Source organism: Massilia sp. H6, from assembly GCF_024802625.1.
Taxonomy (GTDB): Bacteria; Pseudomonadota; Gammaproteobacteria; order Burkholderiales; family Burkholderiaceae_D; genus Telluria.
Genome location: NZ_CP103371.1, coordinates 3888814 through 3907356 on the forward strand (window position 1 = coordinate 3888814; position 18543 = coordinate 3907356).

Annotated in this window: 18 protein-coding genes; 5 read left to right on the top strand and 13 right to left on the bottom strand. The window is 63.7% G+C overall.

The window, feature by feature from the left end; all coding sequences use genetic code 11:
• Positions 1–8 precede the first annotated feature (8 nt).
• The 4 genes from NRS07_RS17385 to NRS07_RS17400 all read right to left on the bottom strand — a co-directional run bounded on the left by NRS07_RS17385 (position 9) and on the right by NRS07_RS17400 (position 3882).
• A complete protein-coding gene (locus NRS07_RS17385; protein ID WP_259209207.1) occupies positions 9–497 on the bottom strand; it encodes a hypothetical protein in 489 nt (162 codons plus the stop codon).
• Positions 498–646: 149 nt separating this feature from the next.
• The gene (locus tag NRS07_RS17390) at positions 647–2062 is read right to left on the bottom strand and encodes an IgA Peptidase M64 (RefSeq protein WP_259209210.1); all 1416 of its coding nucleotides are present in this window, start codon (positions 2060–2062) and stop codon (positions 647–649) included.
• Positions 2063–2122: 60 nt separating this feature from the next.
• A complete protein-coding gene (locus tag NRS07_RS17395) occupies positions 2123–3376 on the bottom strand; it encodes a cyanophycinase (RefSeq protein WP_259209212.1) in 1254 nt (417 codons plus the stop codon).
• 68 nt (positions 3377–3444) lie between these two features.
• Positions 3445–3882 carry a GNAT family N-acetyltransferase gene (locus tag NRS07_RS17400; protein WP_259209214.1) on the bottom strand — a complete coding sequence of 146 codons (438 nt, stop codon included), beginning with the start codon at positions 3880–3882 and terminating at the stop codon, positions 3445–3447.
• A 275-nt stretch (positions 3883–4157) separates the two neighbouring features.
• Here NRS07_RS17400 and argH point away from each other — a divergent pair, with 275 nt between their 5' ends.
• The 5 genes from argH to NRS07_RS17425 all read left to right on the top strand — a co-directional run bounded on the left by argH (position 4158) and on the right by NRS07_RS17425 (position 8172).
• The gene (gene argH / locus NRS07_RS17405; RefSeq protein WP_259209216.1) at positions 4158–5555 is read left to right on the top strand and encodes an argininosuccinate lyase; all 1398 of its coding nucleotides are present in this window, start codon (positions 4158–4160) and stop codon (positions 5553–5555) included.
• A 13-nt stretch (positions 5556–5568) separates the two neighbouring features.
• Positions 5569–6249, top strand: a complete 681-nt coding sequence (locus NRS07_RS17410) for an HAD-IA family hydrolase (RefSeq protein ID WP_259209219.1) — start codon at positions 5569–5571, stop codon at positions 6247–6249.
• Between the two features lie 9 nt (positions 6250–6258).
• Positions 6259–6486, top strand: coding sequence for a hypothetical protein (locus NRS07_RS17415; protein ID WP_259209220.1), 228 nt, complete (start codon positions 6259–6261; stop codon positions 6484–6486).
• 133 nt (positions 6487–6619) lie between these two features.
• Positions 6620–7384, top strand: a complete 765-nt coding sequence (locus tag NRS07_RS17420; protein ID WP_259209221.1) for a hypothetical protein — start codon at positions 6620–6622, stop codon at positions 7382–7384.
• Positions 7385–7533: 149 nt separating this feature from the next.
• Positions 7534–8172: a hypothetical protein gene (locus tag NRS07_RS17425; protein WP_259209223.1), complete on the top strand. Its 639-nt coding sequence runs from the start codon at positions 7534–7536 to the stop codon at positions 8170–8172.
• 706 nt (positions 8173–8878) lie between these two features.
• Here the strand turns inward: NRS07_RS17425 and NRS07_RS17430 are convergent.
• From NRS07_RS17430 to paaE, 9 genes are all read right to left on the bottom strand, one after another.
• Positions 8879–9349 (bottom strand): cupin domain-containing protein, encoded by a 471-nt coding sequence (locus tag NRS07_RS17430; RefSeq protein ID WP_259209225.1) that lies wholly within the window; start codon positions 9347–9349, stop codon positions 8879–8881.
• Between the two features lie 26 nt (positions 9350–9375).
• A complete protein-coding gene (gene paaZ / locus NRS07_RS17435) occupies positions 9376–11427 on the bottom strand; it encodes a phenylacetic acid degradation bifunctional protein PaaZ (RefSeq protein ID WP_259209229.1) in 2052 nt (683 codons plus the stop codon).
• Between the two features lie 63 nt (positions 11428–11490).
• On the bottom strand, positions 11491–12090 hold the full coding sequence (locus NRS07_RS17440) for a phenylacetic acid degradation protein PaaY (RefSeq protein ID WP_259209230.1): 600 nt from the start codon (positions 12088–12090) through the stop codon (positions 11491–11493).
• A 2-nt stretch (positions 12091–12092) separates the two neighbouring features.
• Positions 12093–13295 carry a 3-oxoadipyl-CoA thiolase gene (pcaF, locus tag NRS07_RS17445; RefSeq protein ID WP_259209232.1) on the bottom strand — a complete coding sequence of 401 codons (1203 nt, stop codon included), beginning with the start codon at positions 13293–13295 and terminating at the stop codon, positions 12093–12095.
• Between the two features lie 15 nt (positions 13296–13310).
• Positions 13311–14624 carry a phenylacetate--CoA ligase PaaK gene (gene paaK, locus NRS07_RS17450; protein WP_259209234.1) on the bottom strand — a complete coding sequence of 438 codons (1314 nt, stop codon included), beginning with the start codon at positions 14622–14624 and terminating at the stop codon, positions 13311–13313.
• 31 nt (positions 14625–14655) lie between these two features.
• The gene (paaI, locus tag NRS07_RS17455; protein WP_259209236.1) at positions 14656–15090 is read right to left on the bottom strand and encodes a hydroxyphenylacetyl-CoA thioesterase PaaI; all 435 of its coding nucleotides are present in this window, start codon (positions 15088–15090) and stop codon (positions 14656–14658) included.
• On the bottom strand, positions 15083–16621 hold the full coding sequence (gene paaH, locus NRS07_RS17460; protein WP_259209239.1) for a 3-hydroxyacyl-CoA dehydrogenase PaaH: 1539 nt from the start codon (positions 16619–16621) through the stop codon (positions 15083–15085). Before paaH ends, paaI begins: the two co-directional genes overlap by 8 nt.
• Before the next feature lie 4 nt (positions 16622–16625).
• On the bottom strand, positions 16626–17417 hold the full coding sequence (gene paaG / locus NRS07_RS17465; RefSeq protein ID WP_259209241.1) for a 2-(1,2-epoxy-1,2-dihydrophenyl)acetyl-CoA isomerase PaaG: 792 nt from the start codon (positions 17415–17417) through the stop codon (positions 16626–16628).
• 48 nt (positions 17418–17465) lie between these two features.
• Entirely contained in the window at positions 17466–18542 is a 1077-nt protein-coding gene (gene paaE / locus NRS07_RS17470) for a 1,2-phenylacetyl-CoA epoxidase subunit PaaE (RefSeq protein WP_259209242.1), read from the bottom strand.
• Between the last annotated feature and the right edge of the window lies 1 nt (position 18543).

Sequence of the window (18543 nt, forward strand, 5' to 3'; positions counted from 1 at the left end):
GCGCCAGTTTAGTGCTTGGCTGCTGCCTTGTGCACATCGGCGGTCGCTTCAGCGCGCACCTGTTCGGTCTTGGCTGCGGCGGTTGCCTTGTCGGCGGCCGCTTCGACCTGGGTCTTGAGCAGCTTCTCGTCGGCCTTGATCATCTTCTTGTCGGCCTTGAGCTGGGCGTCGGCAATCTTGACTTCGGCCTTGGCCATGGCCTTGGCGCGGTCTTCAGGATCGGCCTTGGCGATTTTTTCAGCCGCCTCGGCGTGGGTCTCGACGGCGTTGGCATGGGCCTTGGCCTTGGTCTCATTGGCCTTGGCAACGGCCTTGCTCACCTTTTCGTCTGCCTTGGTGACGACCTTCATTTCCTTCGATTCGGCCTTGACGATGTCCTTCTCGGCCGAGGCTTCCGCTTTCACGACTGCCTTGGTGGCAGGGACGGTGGTGCTGACCTGGGCGGTAGCAGCGGTGGCGAACAGGCCGGCGATCAGGGTAGCGATGAGTTTATTCATGGTGGTTCCTTTTTTTTTGGTGGTTGAGTCGCGCAGATCGGTTTGTCTGCGCATCAGTTTTTCTCTGACGACGACTCCAGAATAGGCTGCCGCCTTTCCCGGGTCTGTTACCCAGCCCACTTAGGCCCCCGCCAAGTTGTAAGCAAACATTACTGTCGAGCTGGCCCCGCATACAGGTCGATGATGTCGGTGATGCCGTCCTGGCACACCGGGCAGAAAGCGTCGCTGCGGTCGAACATCAGGCATTGCATGGTCGGGCGGTAGTAGCCGGACGCTTCGTAGTTGGCGCCTTCGAAAGCGCCCACCGCGTGGCGGTGCGGCTTGCCGGCGAACAGCGCCTGGGTCGCGCGCAGGTCTTCGCGAAACAGCGCGTTCATCTCGGACTCGGGTCGATTGGCCGCGCGCAGTGCGGCGCGCCTGGCCTGATAGGTGCGCGAGGCCGTTTCGTATTGCGCTTTCGGCCAGGGCGTCGGTAGCGGGGTGCCGGCTTTCACGTGGCGCTGCCACTTGACGCTGGCCGGGTCGCGCAGCGCCGTCACGTTCGGCTCCCATGGCTCCATGCGCGCGCTTGCTGCCGCGTACGCGACCGGCGAAGTGTAGTACTCGTCGGCCAGGCCGGCGAAGTGGTGGCCGAATTCGTGCACGAACAGATAGCTTGCCCATTCGTTGCCGGCCGCCGCGGTGCTGAACTGGCCAAAGATGCCGCCGCCGCCATAGGTCTCGTTGTTGACCAGGATCTCGATAAATTCGTAAGGCGCATGCTGGGCAATGTCGCGCAAGGCGCGGTTATCCAGGGTGAGCACATAGCGCTCGCTGCCAAAGATGTCGTAGCGCGTACCAAGTTGGGATGCCCGATGCACGCCGGTGGACGGGCGGCTGATGCCCGACTCGCTGGTAGGCACGGCCAGTGCCCAGACATTGAAACTGCTGGCGCGCTCGCGAAAGGGCGAGACCGAGAACAGGTGCCTGGTCAGGCGGCGCGCCTCGCGCTCGAACTTGGGCATGTCGGCCGCGGTATAGCCATCGCCCATGATCAACAGGTCGACCTTGTCGGGCGACGGTCCGCTCACGTGGATCGGGATCAAGGGCGCCGGCGCTGCCGGCTGCCGCTTGACGACATCCGGGGCGTCGGTATCGATCTCGATGCTCCAGGCAACCGAGAACTCGTTGCGCTCGTCGCGCTCGAGGATGCGCACCCGCACCGGACGCTCGAATTTCGGGAAGCGTACCGACTCCTGGAAGCTGCGGCTGATCTTGCTTGCCTCTTCGGTGCTGCGCCACTCACCGAAAATGGTCGAGAAACCGCGCGAGTACAGCAGGTCGCCGGTCTTGGCATCGACGACCTCGACACGATTCTGGCCGCGGTTGGTCGCGTCGATGGTGCGCGCGCTACTGCCGGGCCAGGGCAGCGGTTCGATGACGACGCGTTCGAGCGCATAGCCATCTTGCAGCGCATTGCCGCTATGAGCGTAGTCGACGCGAACGGTCGCTAACGGGGCGGCTACAGCCGCGCAGGCAGCCAGCGCGAGCGTAGCGGCAATGACATGGGAAACGAAACGGCGCATGGAAACCCTCTACACGAAGATTCTCCATTGTACCCATTCATTGTACCGCCGGTTCGGGGCTCACCTGGCAGCGCCTGTCCTGTCGGCAGCGGCCGGGCGATACTGGTAGAGCGGACGCTGCACCACGATCGGCCGGATATCGAGGCGCAGGTGATAGACCGAATACTGCTCGCTGAGCGCGGACACGTAGCCGACGCTGTCGTTGGTGCGGGTTAGCCTGAATTCGAAACCGAGCCTGGGCTGGATGCTGCGCGGGCTGCCGAGCGACAGGCCAATGGCTTCGGGCTGGTCGCTGTCGATGAACCGGGCCATCAGGTCGATAACCGCGCCGTTGCCAAGGATATCGGCCGAGAACAGCGGCTCGCGGTAATAAGGCTGGGCCGGATCGAGCCGGTTCTCGGCCTTCTCTGGCGACGGCGTCAAGACCCTGGTGGACAGGTGGAAGCGGTCGCCGTTGTCGAGGTAGCTCAGGCGCACATTGCTCACGTCCAGCGGACCGTCGCGCGCGACCGCGTTCGATAGATCGACCAAGAGCGCGCCGCGGTAGCCGATCACTTCGACCTCGCGGTCGGGGCCCACGACAATTGCACTGTTCTCGTCGATGCCCAGGCCGATCTTGTAGCCCTTCTTGAGCATGGCCGGCACCATGCGCGCAAAGCGCCCGCGCACCAGGAGGTGCTGGTCGATAAAGACATCCGGGCCGATGAAGCCGAGGCCCGGCGCGATCTCGCTGCCGTCTTCAATGCCGAGCTTGAGCGTGGCCAGCACCGTCTTGGGGTTGCCGAACATGGTGCTGCTCATGATGGCGGCGCCGGCACTGGTGCCGGCAATCAGGCCGCCGCGCCGGTACATCTCCCACAGGGCGTCGAGCACGCGGGTGTTGCTGCCGTCTGCACGGCGCAGGGCGCGCGTGATGCGGCCCTGGTCGCCGCCGGTAAAGAAGGCGCCGCCTGCCGTGCGCACCGCCGCTGCCAGCGCCGGATCGTCGGCGGCAGCCTGGTAGTCGGTGCCGGCCAGGCGCACGGCGACCGGCACGAAGAAAGCGTTGGCCCCGTAGTGATTCAGGCGCTCGACCAGTGCTTTGCCGACCCGGTCGGGATAGGCGGAAGCGGAAGCGAAGACCGCGATGCGGGCGCCCTTGCCACCGGCCAGCTGGACCGTACGCTCCCAGACGGCGGCATTATCGCTGCGCAGCGCGCCGCCGATGATGATCAGCGAGCCCTTGGGGGCTTCGGCAGCCCCGAGTGCACCGCTTGCCAGCAAGGCGAGCGACAAGATGGCACGAAGGACAAGATAGATTGCGGCCTGGAACATATCGCTTCCTTCTCGATTGAAACAATCTTAAGCCTGATTCGAGAAGGCAGGCGCCGTGTTGCGTCTGCTCAGGACAAATAAATGTTCGGGAAGTAACGTTCCATGAAGCTGTCGGGCTGTTTCGGCGCGGTAAATCCGAAGCGTTCGTACAGGCCGTGCGCGTCGTTGGTGGCGAGCGTGAACCGGCGCAGTTTTTGCAAGCTGGGATGACGCAGCACGACCCCGACCAGCTGCTTGCCATAGCCATGGCCACGGTACTCCGGCAGCACGAACAGGTCGATCAGGTTGGCGAAAGTGGCGTAGTCGGTGATGACGCGGGCGAACCCGATCTGGCGTCCGTCGAGATAGGCGCCAAAGCATAGCGAATTCTCGATTGCGCGCTCGACGACCGGACGCGAAATGCCAACGGCCCAGGTCGCCTGCTCGCTCAGGAAGCGGTAGATCATCGGGATGTCGAGCTGCGTCTGGTCGGTACTGACCTGGAAGCTGGAATCGTTGGTAATCATGGGAACCGTTCTGGCGAAAAAACCAATTCTAGCGCTGTTTTCACGATGTCCAACATTCAATTGGACGCCGCGTTGCATCGCCACGTGGACGGCCCATCGCACAGCGCACCAGCTGCCTGACCGGCAGGGTCCGCGCGCGGCATGTCGTCTGCTTGTTATTGCTATTTAATAAAGCTCGCCTGCAACCTCAGGCATTCTTGGGCGCTGCCCGCCCGCCGCCGATCGGGCCTTGGCCGGCCAGTTATAATCGGGGGATACCACACTGGGATCCCACCATGAACGAACAATTCTCCAAGAAAGCCGAAGCCTGGTCGGCGCGCTTTTCTGAACCGGTTTCCGACCTCGTCAAGCGCTACACCGCGTCTGTATTCTTCGACAAGCGCCTGGCGCAGTTCGACATCCAGGGATCGCTGGCGCATGCCGAGATGCTGGCCGCGCAAGGCATTATCAGCCAGCAGGACCGCACCGACATCGAACGCGGCCTGGCGCAGATCAAGGGCGAAATCGACGCCGGCAGCTTCGAGTGGCTGCTCGACCTGGAAGACGTCCACCTGAACATCGAAAAACGCCTGACCGAACTGGTGGGCGACGCCGGCAAGCGCTTGCACACCGGGCGCTCGCGCAACGACCAGGTTGCGACCGACATCCGCCTGTACGTGCGCGCCGCGATCGACGACATTCTTGTGCTGCTGGCGAGCCTGCGCACTGCACTGACTGACCTGGCCGAGCGCCACGTCGATACCATCATGCCGGGCTTTACGCACTTGCAGGTGGCGCAACCGATCACCTTTGGCCATCACATGCTGGCCTATGTCGAGATGTTCGGCCGCGACGCCGAGCGCATGCACGACGCGCGCCGCCGCGTGAACCGCCTGCCGCTGGGCGCCGCCGCCCTGGCCGGCACCACCTTTCCGATCGACCGCCTCCGCGTTGCCCAAACCCTTGGCTTCGACGACGTTTGCCATAATTCGCTCGATGCAGTGTCGGACCGCGATTTCGCCATCGAGTTCAGCGCCGCTGCTGCGCTGATCATGATGCATGTCTCGCGCTTCTCGGAAGAGCTGGTCATGTGGATCAGTCCGCGTATCGGCTTCATCGACATCGCCGACCGCTTCTGCACCGGCTCGTCGATCATGCCGCAAAAAAAGAACCCGGACGTGCCGGAACTGGCGCGCGGCAAGACCGGCCGCGTCTATGGGAACCTCACCGCCCTGCTAACCCTGATGAAGGGCCAGCCGCTGGCCTACAACAAGGACAACCAGGAAGACAAGGAACCGCTGTTCGACACCGTCGACACCGTTCTCGATACGCTGCGCATCTTCGCCGACATGGCCGGCGGCATCACGGTCAAGGCCGAGAACATGCGCGCCGCGGCGCTGCAGGGCTATGCCACCGCCACCGACCTGGCCGACTACCTGGTCAAGAAGGGCCTGCCGTTCCGCGATGCGCACGAAGCCGTGGCGCATGCGGTGCGCGCCTGCGATAGCGCCGGGTGCGACCTGTCGGAAATGTCGCTGGAGACGCTGCGCAGCTTCTCGCCGCTGATCGAGCAGGACGTGTTTGCGGTCTTGAGCCTGGAAGGTTCGGTGGCGGCGCGCGATCATGTGGGTGGTACGGCGCCGGCGCAGGTGCGCAAGGCGATTGAGCGGGTGCGCGGTCAATTGGCCGAATGATCCAGCAAGCCTCATGAGCCCAACCAACCCCGCCATCCTCCCCGCCCGCGGATACAGCGCTTTTCTATTCGACATGGACGGCACCATCCTGACCTCGATTAAATCCGCTGAGCGGGTCTGGAGCGCGTGGGCGCTTAGCCATGGGCTCGATCCGCTCAGCTTCGTGCCGACCATTCACGGCAAGCGCACCGAAGACACCATCCGCAACCTGGGCCTGCCCGGGGTCGATCCGGTGGCCCAGGCCATGGTGATCGCGCTGGCCGAGATCGAGGACGTGGGTGATATCGAAGAAATTCGCGGCGTGGGCGCCTTCCTGGCGAGCTTGCCGCCCGAACGCTGGGCGATCGTCACGTCGGCCTCGCGCCCGCTGGCCACGGCCCGCATCGCGGCCGCCGGCCTGCCCTTGCCGCCCCTGTTGATCACGGCCGAGGACGTCCGGCACGGCAAGCCGGCGCCGGACCCCTTCCTGCTGGGCGCGACCATGCTGGGCGTCGATCCACAAGATTGCCTGGTGTTCGAGGACACGCCGATCGGCCTGCAAGCGGCGGAGTCGGCCGGCATGGATAGCATCGTCGTGACCGCCACCCATACGCATCCGCTCGAGACGCGCTCGGCCGGCGTGGCCGACTATGCCCACCTGGAGGCGGTGCTGACGGACAGCGGCATGCTGCGGGTGCAGCGCAAGGTAATGTGAGCGCCGTTGATGCAGCGCTACCGTAACCTCAGCGGCCAGTCCGGCGTGCTGGCCTACGAGATCGGAGAGGATTCGATCACCATCGAATTTGTCGGCGGCGACCGCTATCTCTACACCGGGCACAGTACCGGTGTAGAGAATATTGCAAAGATGCAGGAGCTGGCACGTTCAGGCCGGGGGCTGGCGACCTTCGTCAGCCAGCACATTCGGACCAATTATGCGCGCAAGCTGGACTAGAAACGGCTAACAAAATCACCGAGTGGCTCAGCAGGCAACAGCCGAGTATATTGAGCCGTGCCGACCGACCGCTATCGGCCCAGAAGCGGACGCTGGACGTGGCGAAGAAGTCAGAAATTAAGTAAACGAATCCATGAGAAAACTAAACCTAGGCAAAGCCGCCTGCAAGATGACAGCAATGGCTACGATTATTTTTGGGCTGTCATGGCTTAGGATGGCGCATGGAGGCGAGCCAGAGAGCGTCGAGCAAGTGCTTGCCTCAACACCCATGCCCTGCGCAGAAGAGGCAACTCTGTTGATGAATCGACAATTGCTTCGGATGGCTCCGGACCAGATTTTAAGCGGCATGCAGCAGGCTACGCGTACCGCCTTGACTCCCGGTGGTCCTTCATACAACAAAGCGCGCGCGATTGTCACTGAAGCTCTCGCTTCGGAAGAAGAGGCACACGGTCCTCTCTTCAAATATACTCCCGCGCAAATTTTCAAGGGTGTTATCGCGACGTGGGGTGCAGACGAAAAATCGTATTACTCTTCCTTCTTCTCCAGCCCGTCCGGCAAGCTATACCTGACTGACATTCTGGATGGCGCGACATGTAAAGGCTGGTTGAAGAGCTTGAATTCGCCACCTTTTTCAAATTTCCATGATGAGGATAAAGCGCGCTGGGAGACATCGATGGCGAGATTGAATGGTGGCGAAGAACGCTTTCTCTTAAGGCTGAGGCAACTCACAAAAGAGGAGCGAAAACGCTTCGAGATTGGCTACAAAAAGCTGGATCGGGTATTCGACGCTGCCCTGATGCAGGCTGCAACTCGACAAGATGCTGTCCTCAAGGCACGTATCGAAAAGGCTTTGCAGACGCACGCGGCCGAGATATTGAAAACGATTAACACCCCCTGATCCCGACACTGCTGCCATGATGCATGAGCCGTCCTTTTGCGTTGCGCACGAGGCGAGCACTAGGGACCGGAATCGGGCCAAAAGCAGACATATAATGATCCCCGAAATGGTCGACCGCAGAGCAGGCGCACAGATATAAAAGGTAATAAGTGCTGAAAAAAATTCTGCTTTGGCTCATCGCTTTAGTAGCCTTGCCCTGTGTCGCGTCACCAATGGCATCGGGAGACTACGACGGCATCCTGGTCGGAGTCGACCGAAACGGCATCCTGACCGGCTACTTCGAGAGTTCTACGGGGGCTGGCCAGTTCAGTTGCATCTTCTTCGTTAGCGGCAAAGTAACTGGCTCCTCCTCTAATCGTGTTCAGACGTGGTTTCCAGGCGATCGCGACCCCAAAGAAGTAATACGCGGTGTTCTCAAACACGTGTCTTCGAATGGAAAGCCGGCCGTCCTCCTAAAGCTCGACGAAGAACATGGCGGGTGCTGGAACGTCCAGACTTTTGCATCGGATCCGTCTACCTTTGTGCTTACAGAGCAAGGTCGTTGGGAGTCGATCAGAATTATCGCGTCAAAGAAGGCATATTTCTATGACGAGCCTTCGAGTGAAAAGGCACGCAAAGCTTATGCCGTGACCGGAAACGCACTGAGAGTGTTTGAGACACGCGACGGCTGGGTCAAGGGGGAATATGTGAGCCCGGAAAATAGGCGTACACGTGGATGGATTTCAGAGCGAGACCTGTTCTCTGCTAAGACTCCTACGATCGTCGAAAAGGTAGCAACGCAGCGTTAATGCGAAGGTCCGCTTCGGGTCCAGGCTGTGTAAAAACGCGAAGTCGCCGCCATGCTGACGGCACGCGACCACTTAAAACGCGCGCCATGGCGTTTTCTCGATGCCGGAAATGGTGAGGCGACCCCTGAAAACACGCGGATCTCGCGTTTTTACACAGCCTGGGTCGTTAGCAGACGTACACAGCCGGTGCCCGGTTATACGGGGCAAAATCAGCGGCCATCTCAATATTCCCGATCGGGATATCAGTTTTCAGTCGCCGCTTGTAGCGTTTGCAACCGCTGCTGACATATGTACAGTATGGCTGGAAGCCAGTGGTGCAACGGTTGCCAGCTATTTGGCCTGCTAGGTAGCCAAAATCTCGGCCCCCCGAAGGCACGACTCGCGTTTTCTTGTTCCACTCGTCGAAGCCATCCCAGCGGTTAAAGGGATTGGGCTTTGTTGCCGTTCGCGTACGCGCCCAGATAAGCTGCACGCCGATCGGGCATAGGCTTCGCGAGCACATCGGACTGGGCCACGCCGGCGAGGCATCGCAGCACGTATCGCGCGATATGGTGTGAAGTCGCGAAAAAGGCTCGGCCGATGGCGTTGGGTTGTTGAGCGCACCTTGAAATGGCTACACCGCTTTCGCAGCTTGCGCACTCGGCACGAGCGGCGAGCAGGCATCCATCAGGCGCCCCAAGGAGCGCCAGCACCGCGCCGCACGCGGCTACGCGTCGCCGCGCTGCGGATACGGGCTGCCGTCCTCGTGCGTATAGGCGCCGCTGGCGCCATCGTAGCGCAGGTCAATGTCGGGATACGTGGTCACGTCTTGCTGAACGTGTGCGCCGACGCACAGGAACACACCCGGCCCCCAGCTACGGTTGACCAGGTGGTGGCCGTTTGGCTTTCCGGCTGGAAACGCCGCGCAGTCGCCCGCCCGCATGATGGTCTCGCCGTCGTCCGTCACCAGCACCAGTTCGCCGGATACCATCATCACGAACTCGTCTTCGTGCGAATGCCAATGGCGTTGCGACGAGGCCGCGCCGGGCTGCAGCTCGACCAGGTTGACGCCGAACTGGCTCAGCGCCCCGGCCTCGCCCAGGGCTTGACGGCTACGTCCGTCGACCAGTTCGGCGAAGGGTTCGGGGTAGTCGGTGCCCTTCAGTACGGCAATGCTGCTCAGGTCCAGTCTCGACATGCACGATCTCCTCGTTGTGATCAAGCTCAGGTGCGTTTTTGTACCAGCGTCAGGATATCGTAACTCGCTACCAGTTCGTCGTGTTGATTCGTCACCTGCACGTCCCAGGCCACCACGCCCTGGCCGCGGCCCTGCTCGTCCGCGCGGTTGCGGTCGACCTTGCGCTTGCAGGTCAGGCGTGCGCGGATGGTGTCGCCAATGGCGACCGGTGCAACGAAGCGCAGGTTGTCCAGGCCGTAGTTGGCCAGCACCGGGCCCGGGGCCGGCGACACGAACAGGCCAGCCGCCGCCGACAGCACGAAATAACCGTGCGCGATGCGCTTGCCGAACTGGGTGTCTTTCGCCGCGATCTCGTCGAAGTGCATGTAGAAATAGTCGCCCGAGACGCCGCCGAAGTTGACGATGTCGGCTTCGCTCACGGTGCGCCGGTGGGTCAGCAGCGAGTGGCCTACTTCGAGGTCGTCGAAGTGGCGGCGGAACGGGTGCAGGTCGCTTTCCTTCACGGCGCCGCCGCGCACGTATTCGCCGGTGACGGCGGTCAGCATGGTGGGTGAGCCCTGTACCGCGGCGCGCTGCAGGAAATGGCGGACGGCGCGAATGCCGCCGAGCTCTTCGCCGCCGCCGGCGCGGCCCGGGCCGCCGTGCTTGAGCTGCGGCAGCGGCGAGCCGTGGCCGGTGGAGTCCACCGCCGATTCGCGCTCGAGAATATGAACGCGGCCATGCGAGGCGGCCGCCATCGGCACCGCATAGGCGGCAATCGCCGGATCCTTCGTCACCAGCGTGGAGACCAGGCTACCCTTGCCGCGCGCGGCCAGCGCCAGGGCTTCGTCGATGTCGCGGTAGGTCATCAAGGTGGACACGGGGCCGAAAGCCTCGACGTCGTGCACGGCGTCGTTGACCATCGCGTTGCGGCACAAGATCAGGGTTGGCGAGAAGAAGGCGCCGTTGGCACAGCCTTCGCCCACCGGCTTGAAACCGTCGCGCGCGCTGAACAACACTTCGTTGCCGCGCGCGAGCATCTCGACGCGCTCGCTGACGTCGCGGTGCTGGTCCATCGAGGCCAGCGCGCCCATGCGCACGCCTTCCATCTTTGGGTTGCCGACCGTGATTTTCGCCAGGCGCTCGCGCAGGCGTTCGCCCACCAGCTCCACGTGCTGCTCGGGCACGATCACGCGCCGGATCGCCGTGCATTTCTGGCCGGCCTTGCCAGTCATTTCGCGCGCGACCTCTTTCACGAACAGGTCGAACTCCGGGTCGGATGGCAGAACATCCGGCGCCAGGATCGCGCAGTTGAGCGAGTCGGCTTCGGCGGTGAACGGAACCGAATTGCGGATCAGGTTCGGATTGGCGCGCAGCTTGGCGGCGGTGTCGGCCGAGCCGGTGAAGGTGACGGCATCGAAGCCGCCCATGCGGTCGAGCAGGTCGCCGGTGCTGCCGATGACCAGCTGCAGCGCGCCTTCGGGCAGCAGGCCGGAATCCATCATCATCTTGACGGTGGCCTGGGTCAGGTAGCTGGTCGCCGTGGCCGGCTTGACGATGCAGGGCATCGCGGCCAGGAAGCTCGGCGCGAATTTTTCCAGCATGCCCCAGATCGGGAAATTGAAAGCATTGATGTGCACCGCCACGCCGCCACGCGGCACCAGGATGTGGGTGCCGGCGAAACCGCCGCGCTTGCCCAGCGCGATGGCCGGGCCTTCGTGCAGTACGTTCGACGACGGCAGCTCGCGTCCGCCCATGCTGGCGTAGGCGAACAGGGTGCCGATGCCGCCTTCGACGTCGACCCAGCTGTCCGGACGGGTGGCGCCGGTCAGGTGCGAAATCTCGTACAGTTCTTCCTTGCGCTCCATCATGTACAGCGCCAGCGCCTTCAGGCATTGGGCACGCTTCTGGAAGTCCAGCGCCATCATGCCCTTGACGCCAGTCTTGCGCGCCCAGCTCAAGGCTTCGTCGAAGTCGATCGGCTCACGGTGGGTGTGATAGATCAGCTCGTTGTCCAGCGCGCTATGCAGCGGAGTAAGTGCCTGCTCACCATGCCAGCGGCCGGCGATCAGGCTTTGCAGCGTTGCGATGTTGCCCATATTATTTATCTCCTTCAGTTATCTTGTCAGTCCAGCGCCCGCAAGCCTGTGGGCGTTTCGGAATCAGCTTTTCGGCTTGTGCAGCGCATCCATCGCAAATTCGATCCCGCGCCGGTTCGGCTCCACCTCGGTAAACGCCTCGACCTCGCGCATCGTCTGTCGCGAGCGTACGGCCAGTTCGTGGTACTGCTGCGTCCCAAAACTCTTCCACTTCACATCGTCGTCGGTGAGCGCGCGCATGATCTTCGCGGGCGTGCCCATCACCATGCTGCGTGGCGGGATGAGCATGCCGGCCTTGACGAAACTCATCGCCGCAACGATCGACTCTTCGCCGACCACCGCCTTGTCCATCACCACCGCATTCATGCCCACCATGGCGTTGCGCCGGACGCGGCAGCCGTGCAGGACGGCGCCGTGGCCGATGTGGCCATCGACTTCGACCACCGTTTCTTCGCCGGCGAAGCCGTGCATCACGCAGCTGTCCTGCAAATTAGCGCCTTCTTCCAGGATCAGCCTTCCGAAGTCGCCGCGCATCGACGCCAGCGGGCCGATATAGCAGCGCGGGCCGACGATCACGTCGCCGATCAGTACCGCGCTCGGGTGCACGTAGGCAGTCGGATGCACCACCGGGCGCACGCCATTGATCTCGTAGACCTTGACCACGCCTAGACCCGCTCGACGATGATGGCGATGCCCTGCCCGACGCCAATGCACATGGTGCACAGCGCGTAACGGCCGCCCGTGCGGTGCAATTGGTTGACGGCGGTGGTCACCAGGCGCGCGCCGGAGGCGCCCAGCGGGTGGCCGAGCGCGATCGCGCCGCCGTTCGCGTTCACATGCGGCGCATCGTCCGCCAGGCCAAGGTCGCGCGTCACCGCCAGCCCCTGGGCGGCAAAGGCTTCGTTCAGTTCGATCACGTCCATCTGGCCCAGACTCAGGCCGGTGAGTGCCAGCAGCTTTTTCACGGCCGGCGATGGGCCGAAGCCCATGATGCGCGGCGCCAGGCCGGCGGTGGCCATGCCGACTACGCGCGCGCGCGGCGTCAAGCCATGGCGCGCGGCGGCGTCGCTGGAAGCGAGCAGCAGCGCGCAGGCGCCGTCGTTCAGGCTCGATGCATTACCGGCGCTGACCGAGCCGTCCGGCGTGACCACGCCCTTGAGTTTCGCCAGCGCGGCCAGGCTGGTCTCGCGCGGCTGCTCGTCGGTGTCGAACACGCGCGACTCGCCTTTCTTGAGCGCGATCGTGACCGGCACGATCTCGTCCCTGAAAAAGCCGGCGGCATGCGCCTGCGCCCAGCGCTGCTGGCTACGCAGTGCAAACGCGTCCTGGTCCGCGCGGCTGATGCCGAACTCGCGCGCCACGTTCTCGGCCGTTTCCGGCATCGAATCGATGCCGTATCTTGCTTTCATCAGCGGATTGACGAAACGCCAGCCGAGAGTGGTGTCCTCGATCTTTGCCGCGCGCGAAAACGCGCTGTCGGCCTTGGCCATCACGAAAGGCGCGCGCGTCATGCTCTCGACCCCACCAGCAATGATCAGGTTCGCTTCGCCAGCGCGGATCGCGCGCGCGGCGCTACCGACGGCGTCCATGCCCGAGCCGCACAGGCGGTTGATGGTGTTGCCCGGCACCTCGGGCGGCAGCCCGGCCAGCAGCGCGGCCATGCGTCCGACGTTGCGGTTGTCCTCGCCGGCCTGGTTGGCGCAGCCGTAGAACAGATCATCGACGGCGCTCCAGTCGACGTCTTTGTTGCGCGCGATGAGGCCGGCGATCGGCAGCGCGCCGAGGTCGTCGGCGCGCACCGTGGACAGCGCACCACCGTAGCGGCCGAAGGGGGTGCGAATGGCGTCGCAGATGAATGCGTCAGTCATGAAGTCTCCTTGATATTAATGTTTGGGGCGCTGGTCGAGCACGCGCCGGGCCTTGCCGGTGAGCGTGCGCTCGATGGCGCCAGGCGGTTTCAGGCTCACGCGCGTGCTCACGCCCACATGGGTCTTGATGCGGTGCTCGAGTTCGCGGCAGAGCAGCTCGACGTCGCCTGGCGCAAGCGCGCCGTCGCGTAGCTCACCGAGCACCGCGAGCGTGTCGAGATGGCCTTCGCGCGCCACCACCAGCTGGTAATGCGGCGCCAGCGCCGGCATGGTCAGGATGATCTCTTCGATCTGGCTCGGGAACACGTTCACGCCGCGAATGATCAGCATATCGTCGGAGCGGCCGGCGATGCGCGCCATCCGGCGCATCGAGCGCGAGCTTGGCGGCAACAGGCGTGTCAGGTCGCGGGTACGGTAACGGATGATCGGCAGCGCTTGCTTGGACAGCGAGGTCAATACCAGCTCGCCTTCGGCGCCATCGGGCAGCACCGCGCCGGTGTCCGGGTCGATGATCTCCGGGTAGAAGTGGTCTTCCCAGATGACCGGGCCATCCTTGCTTTCGATGCATTCGCTGGCAACGCCCGGGCCCATGACCTCGGACAGTCCGTAGATATCGAGCGCATCGATGCCTGCGCGGGTTTCGATCTCGCTGCGCATGGCGTCGGTCCAGGGCTCGGCTCCGAAGATGCCGATCTTGAGCGAGGACTGTGCCGGGTCGAGTCCCTGGCGCGTGAACTCCTCGATGATGTTGAGCATGTACGAGGGCGTGACCATGATGATCGAGGGCTGGAAGTCCTGGATTAGCTGCACCTGCTTTTCGGTCTGGCCACCGGACATCGGGATCACGGTGCAGCCAAGTCTCTCGGCGCCGTAGTGCGCGCCCAGGCCGCCGGTGAACAAGCCGTAGCCGTACGAGATCTGCACCATGTCGCCGGCCCGCCCCCCCGCGGCGCGGATCGAGCGCGCCACCAGGTCGGCCCAGGTATCGATGTCGCGCTGCGTATAACCGACCACGGTTGCCTTGCCGGTGGTGCCGCTCGATGCATGGATGCGCACCACCTGCTCGCGCGGCACCGCGAACAGGCCGAACGGGTAATTGTCGCGCAGGGTTTTCTTGTCGGTGAAGGGGAATGTTGCAAGGTCTTCAAGGGACTTGAGTTCGCCTGGGTGCACGCCGGCCGCATCGAAAGCGGCGCGGTAGTGCGGCACGTTTTCGTAGGCGTGACGGAGCGACCACTTCAGGCGTTCGAGCTGCAAGGCCTGCAGTTCGTCGCGGCTGGCGCGTTCAATCGGTTCGAGCTCGCCCGGAGCAGGCATCTTCTGGACCATCTGCGGCCTCCTAGTCGACTTTCGGCATGCTTTACTGCGGGAGCTCGGCCACCATGCCGCTCACACGGTGCGACTTGCCGCGAAACAGCGCCACCGTGCGGCCGTCCTGGTTGCGCACGGTGACGTCATACACGCCGGTCTTGCCCTGCAAGGCTTGCTCGATGCCTTCGGCCACCAGCACGTCTCCTTCGCGGCCCGGCGCAAGGTAATCGATGCTGCAGCCCGCGCCCACGGCGTTGAAGTTGTGCGAATTGCAGGCGAACGCAAAGGCGCTGTCGGCCAGCATGAAGATATAGCCGCCGTGGCAGGTGGCGTGCCCGTTGAGCATGCTTGCTTGCACCGGCATCGACATGCGCGCATACCCCGGGCGGATCTCGTCGAGCGTCATGCCCAGCGCCTGCGTGGCCTGGTCGCGCTCGTACATGGTCTTGCCAGCCAGTTCGGCCAGCGCCTGCGGCTCAATCATGAAAGCGTGCTCCCTCGCCGCCGCCAGCGAGCTTGCGGCGCAGCAGCGGCGAGACGCGGTAGCGGTCTTCGCCATAGGTAGCGGCCAGGTTGGCCAGCACGGTGACCACCTGCTGCACGCCAATGCTGTCGGCCCAGGCCAGCGGGCCGCGCGGGTAGTTGACGCCCTTCTGCATGGCGATATCGACGGCGCTGGCGCTGCACACGCCCTGGTTGACGGCATCGGCCGCTTCGTTGGCCAGCATGGCGACGGTGCGCATCACCAGCATGCCCGGAACGTCGTCGAAACGGGTGACGGCAAAGCCGGCGGCCTGGAACATGCCAACCACGGCGTGATACGCTTCTTCGCTGCACTGGTCGGCGCGGGCCAGCGCGATGCGGGTGGCACCGGCGGCATCGAGCAGCAGGTCATAGACGACGGTGTCAGGGTGCCAGCTTTCGGCGGCGCGCTCGCTGGCGCTGCGGCCGTCGCTCAGGTAGACCGCTGCGCCCTGGCAGACGAAGCCCGGCGTGCAGTCCAGGGTTTCTTCGTGGTGCAGGTCGAAACCGGCGTCGGCCAGGCGCGCCGCCAGCGGGGCCAATTGGGCAGATTCGCTGCCGACGATCGACACCGACTCCGGCCTGGCTTGCGGCGGCTCGGTTTGCACAACTGGTTTTTCAACACCCTCGCCATAGCGGTAGAAGCCGCGGCCAGTCTTGCGGCCCAGGAAGCCGGCATTGACCAGCTCCTGCTGCAGGATCGAGGGCGTAAAGCGCGGGTCGCCAAAATAGGCGGCGTAGACCGAATTGGTCACCGAGAAATTCACGTCGTGGCCGATCAGGTCCATCAGCTCGAAGGGCCCCATGCGAAAGCCGCCGCAGTCGCGCATCACGGCGTCGAGCGTAGCGTGATCCGCGGCCTGCTCCAGCAGCAGGCGCAGCGCCTCGGCATAGTAGGGACGGGCGACGCGGTTGACGATGAAGCCGGGCGTGGATTTCGCCAGCACCGGGCTCTTGCCCCAGGCGTGCGAGGTAGCGTAGACGGTGTCTGCCACGGCCGGATCGGTGGCGATGCCGCTAATGACTTCCACCAGCGCCATCAGCGGAACCGGATTAAAGAAGTGCATGCCCACCAGCCGCTCTGGGCGGCGCAACGGCGCCGCGATCGCGGTAACCGAAATCGACGAGGTATTGGTGGCCAGGATGCAGTCGTCGCCAACGATGGCTTCGAGTTCGGCGAACAGCGCGCGCTTGGCGTCGAGGTTCTCGACGATGGCTTCTACCACCAGCGCGGCGTCTTTCGCTTCTTGCAGCGTGCCGATGCGCGTGAGGCGCGCCTGCGCGGCATCGGCATCCGCCGCGCTCATGCGGCCTTTTTCAACCAGCCTGGCATAGGTGGCGCCAATGCCGGCGATGGCCTTGTCGGCCGCTTCGACACGGGTGTCGAACAGCAGCACCTGGTGGCCGGCGTTTGCCGCCACCTGGGCGATACCGGCGCCCATGGCGCCGCTGCCGATCACGGCGATGATGCTTTCTTGCGATAGTGCTTGCATACGACTACTCTCCCTTGAACTGCGCCGGGCGCTTGGCGATAAAGGCGGCGACGCCTTCGCGGTAATCGTGGGTATAACCGAGTTCGCGCATCATGTCGCCTTCCAGCTTGAGCTGTTCGGGCAGGGTGTTGGCGTAGCTGGCCTGCAGCGCCTTCTTGGTGAAGGCCAGCCCCTTGGTGGGCGCGGCCGCGAAATGCTCGGCCATGGCCATGGCCTGGTCCATCAGCGCTTCGTCCGGCACGCAGGCCCAGATCAGGCCCCACTGCTCGGCCTTCTCGGCACTGAGCTTTTCGCCCAGCATGGCCAGGCCGGTGGCGCGCGCATGGCCGATCAGGCGCGGCAAATGCCAGGTGCCGCCGGTGTCCGGGATCAGGCCGAGCTTGCAGAAGGCCTCGATGAAGCTGGCCGATTTGGCCGCCAGCACGATGTCGCAGGCCAGCGCCAGGTTGGCGCCGGCGCCGGCGGCCACGCCGTTGACGGCGCAGATGACGGGCATGGGTAGCGATTTAAGCGTCAGGACCAGCGGAGCGTAATATTTTTCGACCGATTCGCCGAGGTCGACGCCCTGGGCGCCCGGTTCGACGGCGCGGTCGGATAAATCCTGGCCGGCGCAAAAGCCGCGGCCAGCGCCGGTCAGGACCAGCACGCGCACCGACCGGTCGGCCTGCAGTGTATCGAGTGCGTGGCGCACTTCGAGGTGCATGGCTTGCGTGAAGCTGTTCAGGCGATCGGGGCGGTTCAGCGTGAGCACGGCGACGCCGGCGTCGATGCTGAACTGGATGGATTGGTAGCTCATGGTGGTCTCCAAGTCTTATTGTTATGTGGCGGCCCGCGGGCCAGGGACTTATTCGGCGATATCGAAATCGACGACTACCTTGTCGGTAATCGGAAAACTCTGGCAGCTCAGCACGAACCCGCGCGCGACTTCGTAGTCTTCGAGCGCGTAGTTCACGTCCATCTCCACCTGGCCTTCGAGCACCTTGCAGCGGCAGGTGGAACACACGCCGCCCTTGCACGAATAACGCATGTCGATGCCGGCGCGCAGGCCGGCGTCGAGCAGGGACTCTTTGTCTTTGTCCATCGTGAAGCTGGCGGCGCTGCCATCCATGATCACGGTCACTTCGGTCAGGTGCGGCACGCCTGCTTCGATCTTGCGCGGACGGTGTTCGTGCTTGGGGATGCTGGCGGCGAACAGCTCGATGCGGATTTTTTCCTTGGCCAGACCAGCTTCTTGGAGCGAGCGCGAGACGCCGTGCATCATGTCTTCGGGGCCGCAGATAAAGGCCACGTCGATGTCGCGGATATCGATCCAGTGACGCAGGAAATGGCCGCACTTTTCTTCGGTGATGCGGCCGTTGAACAGTTCGATGTCCTGCTGCTCGCGGCTCATGACATACACCAGCTTGAGCCGGTTCATGTAGCTGTCCTTGAGGTCGGTCAGCTCGTCGCGGAAGATCACGCTCGACGACGCGCGGTTGCCGTACACGATCGTGAAGCGGCTCTTCGGCTCGGCCAGCAAGGTGGTCTTGACGATCGACAGGATTGGCGTGATGCCGCTGCCGGCCGCAAAAACCAGGTAGTGGCGCTCGCTCTCGGGCTCGAGCGGGACATTGAAATGGCCCATCGGCGGCATCACGTCCAGGGTGGCGCCAGGGGCCAGGTGCTCGTTGGCCCAGGTCGAGAACAATCCGCCGGTGGTGCGCTTGATCGCCACGCGCAGGGTATCGTCCTGCACCGCGGAGCAGATCGAATACGAACGGCGCACGTCTTCGCCGTCGATCATGGCGCGCAAGGTCAGGTGCTGGCCCTGCTGGTAGGCAAATTGCGACTTGAGTTCGGGCGGCACATCGAAGGTGACGGCGATGGCATCGCGTGTCTCGTGTCTTACCTTGGCCACGTTCAGTGGATAGAATTTGCTCATC

What these genes read in the sequence shown, in the direction of transcription:
- NRS07_RS17385 (WP_259209207.1), bottom strand. Translation starts at nt 497, where the DNA reads ATGAATAAACTCATCGCTACCCTGATCGCCGGCCTGTTCGCCACCGCT.
- NRS07_RS17390 (WP_259209210.1), bottom strand. Translation starts at nt 2,062, where the DNA reads ATGCGCCGTTTCGTTTCCCATGTCATTGCCGCTACGCTCGCGCTGGCT.
- NRS07_RS17395 (WP_259209212.1), bottom strand. Translation starts at nt 3,376, where the DNA reads ATGTTCCAGGCCGCAATCTATCTTGTCCTTCGTGCCATCTTGTCGCTC.
- NRS07_RS17400 (WP_259209214.1), bottom strand. Translation starts at nt 3,882, where the DNA reads ATGATTACCAACGATTCCAGCTTCCAGGTCAGTACCGACCAGACGCAG.
- argH (WP_259209216.1), top strand. Translation starts at nt 4,158, where the DNA reads ATGAACGAACAATTCTCCAAGAAAGCCGAAGCCTGGTCGGCGCGCTTT.
- NRS07_RS17410 (WP_259209219.1), top strand. Translation starts at nt 5,569, where the DNA reads ATGAGCCCAACCAACCCCGCCATCCTCCCCGCCCGCGGATACAGCGCT.
- NRS07_RS17415 (WP_259209220.1), top strand. Translation starts at nt 6,259, where the DNA reads ATGCAGCGCTACCGTAACCTCAGCGGCCAGTCCGGCGTGCTGGCCTAC.
- NRS07_RS17420 (WP_259209221.1), top strand. Translation starts at nt 6,620, where the DNA reads ATGAGAAAACTAAACCTAGGCAAAGCCGCCTGCAAGATGACAGCAATG.
- NRS07_RS17430 (WP_259209225.1), bottom strand. Translation starts at nt 9,349, where the DNA reads ATGTCGAGACTGGACCTGAGCAGCATTGCCGTACTGAAGGGCACCGAC.
- paaZ (WP_259209229.1), bottom strand. Translation starts at nt 11,427, where the DNA reads ATGGGCAACATCGCAACGCTGCAAAGCCTGATCGCCGGCCGCTGGCAT.
- pcaF (WP_259209232.1), bottom strand. Translation starts at nt 13,295, where the DNA reads ATGACTGACGCATTCATCTGCGACGCCATTCGCACCCCCTTCGGCCGC.
- paaK (WP_259209234.1), bottom strand. Translation starts at nt 14,624, where the DNA reads ATGGTCCAGAAGATGCCTGCTCCGGGCGAGCTCGAACCGATTGAACGC.
- paaI (WP_259209236.1), bottom strand. Translation starts at nt 15,090, where the DNA reads ATGATTGAGCCGCAGGCGCTGGCCGAACTGGCTGGCAAGACCATGTAC.
- paaH (WP_259209239.1), bottom strand. Translation starts at nt 16,621, where the DNA reads ATGCAAGCACTATCGCAAGAAAGCATCATCGCCGTGATCGGCAGCGGC.
- paaG (WP_259209241.1), bottom strand. Translation starts at nt 17,417, where the DNA reads ATGAGCTACCAATCCATCCAGTTCAGCATCGACGCCGGCGTCGCCGTG.
- paaE (WP_259209242.1), bottom strand. Translation starts at nt 18,542, where the DNA reads ATGAGCAAATTCTATCCACTGAACGTGGCCAAGGTAAGACACGAGACA.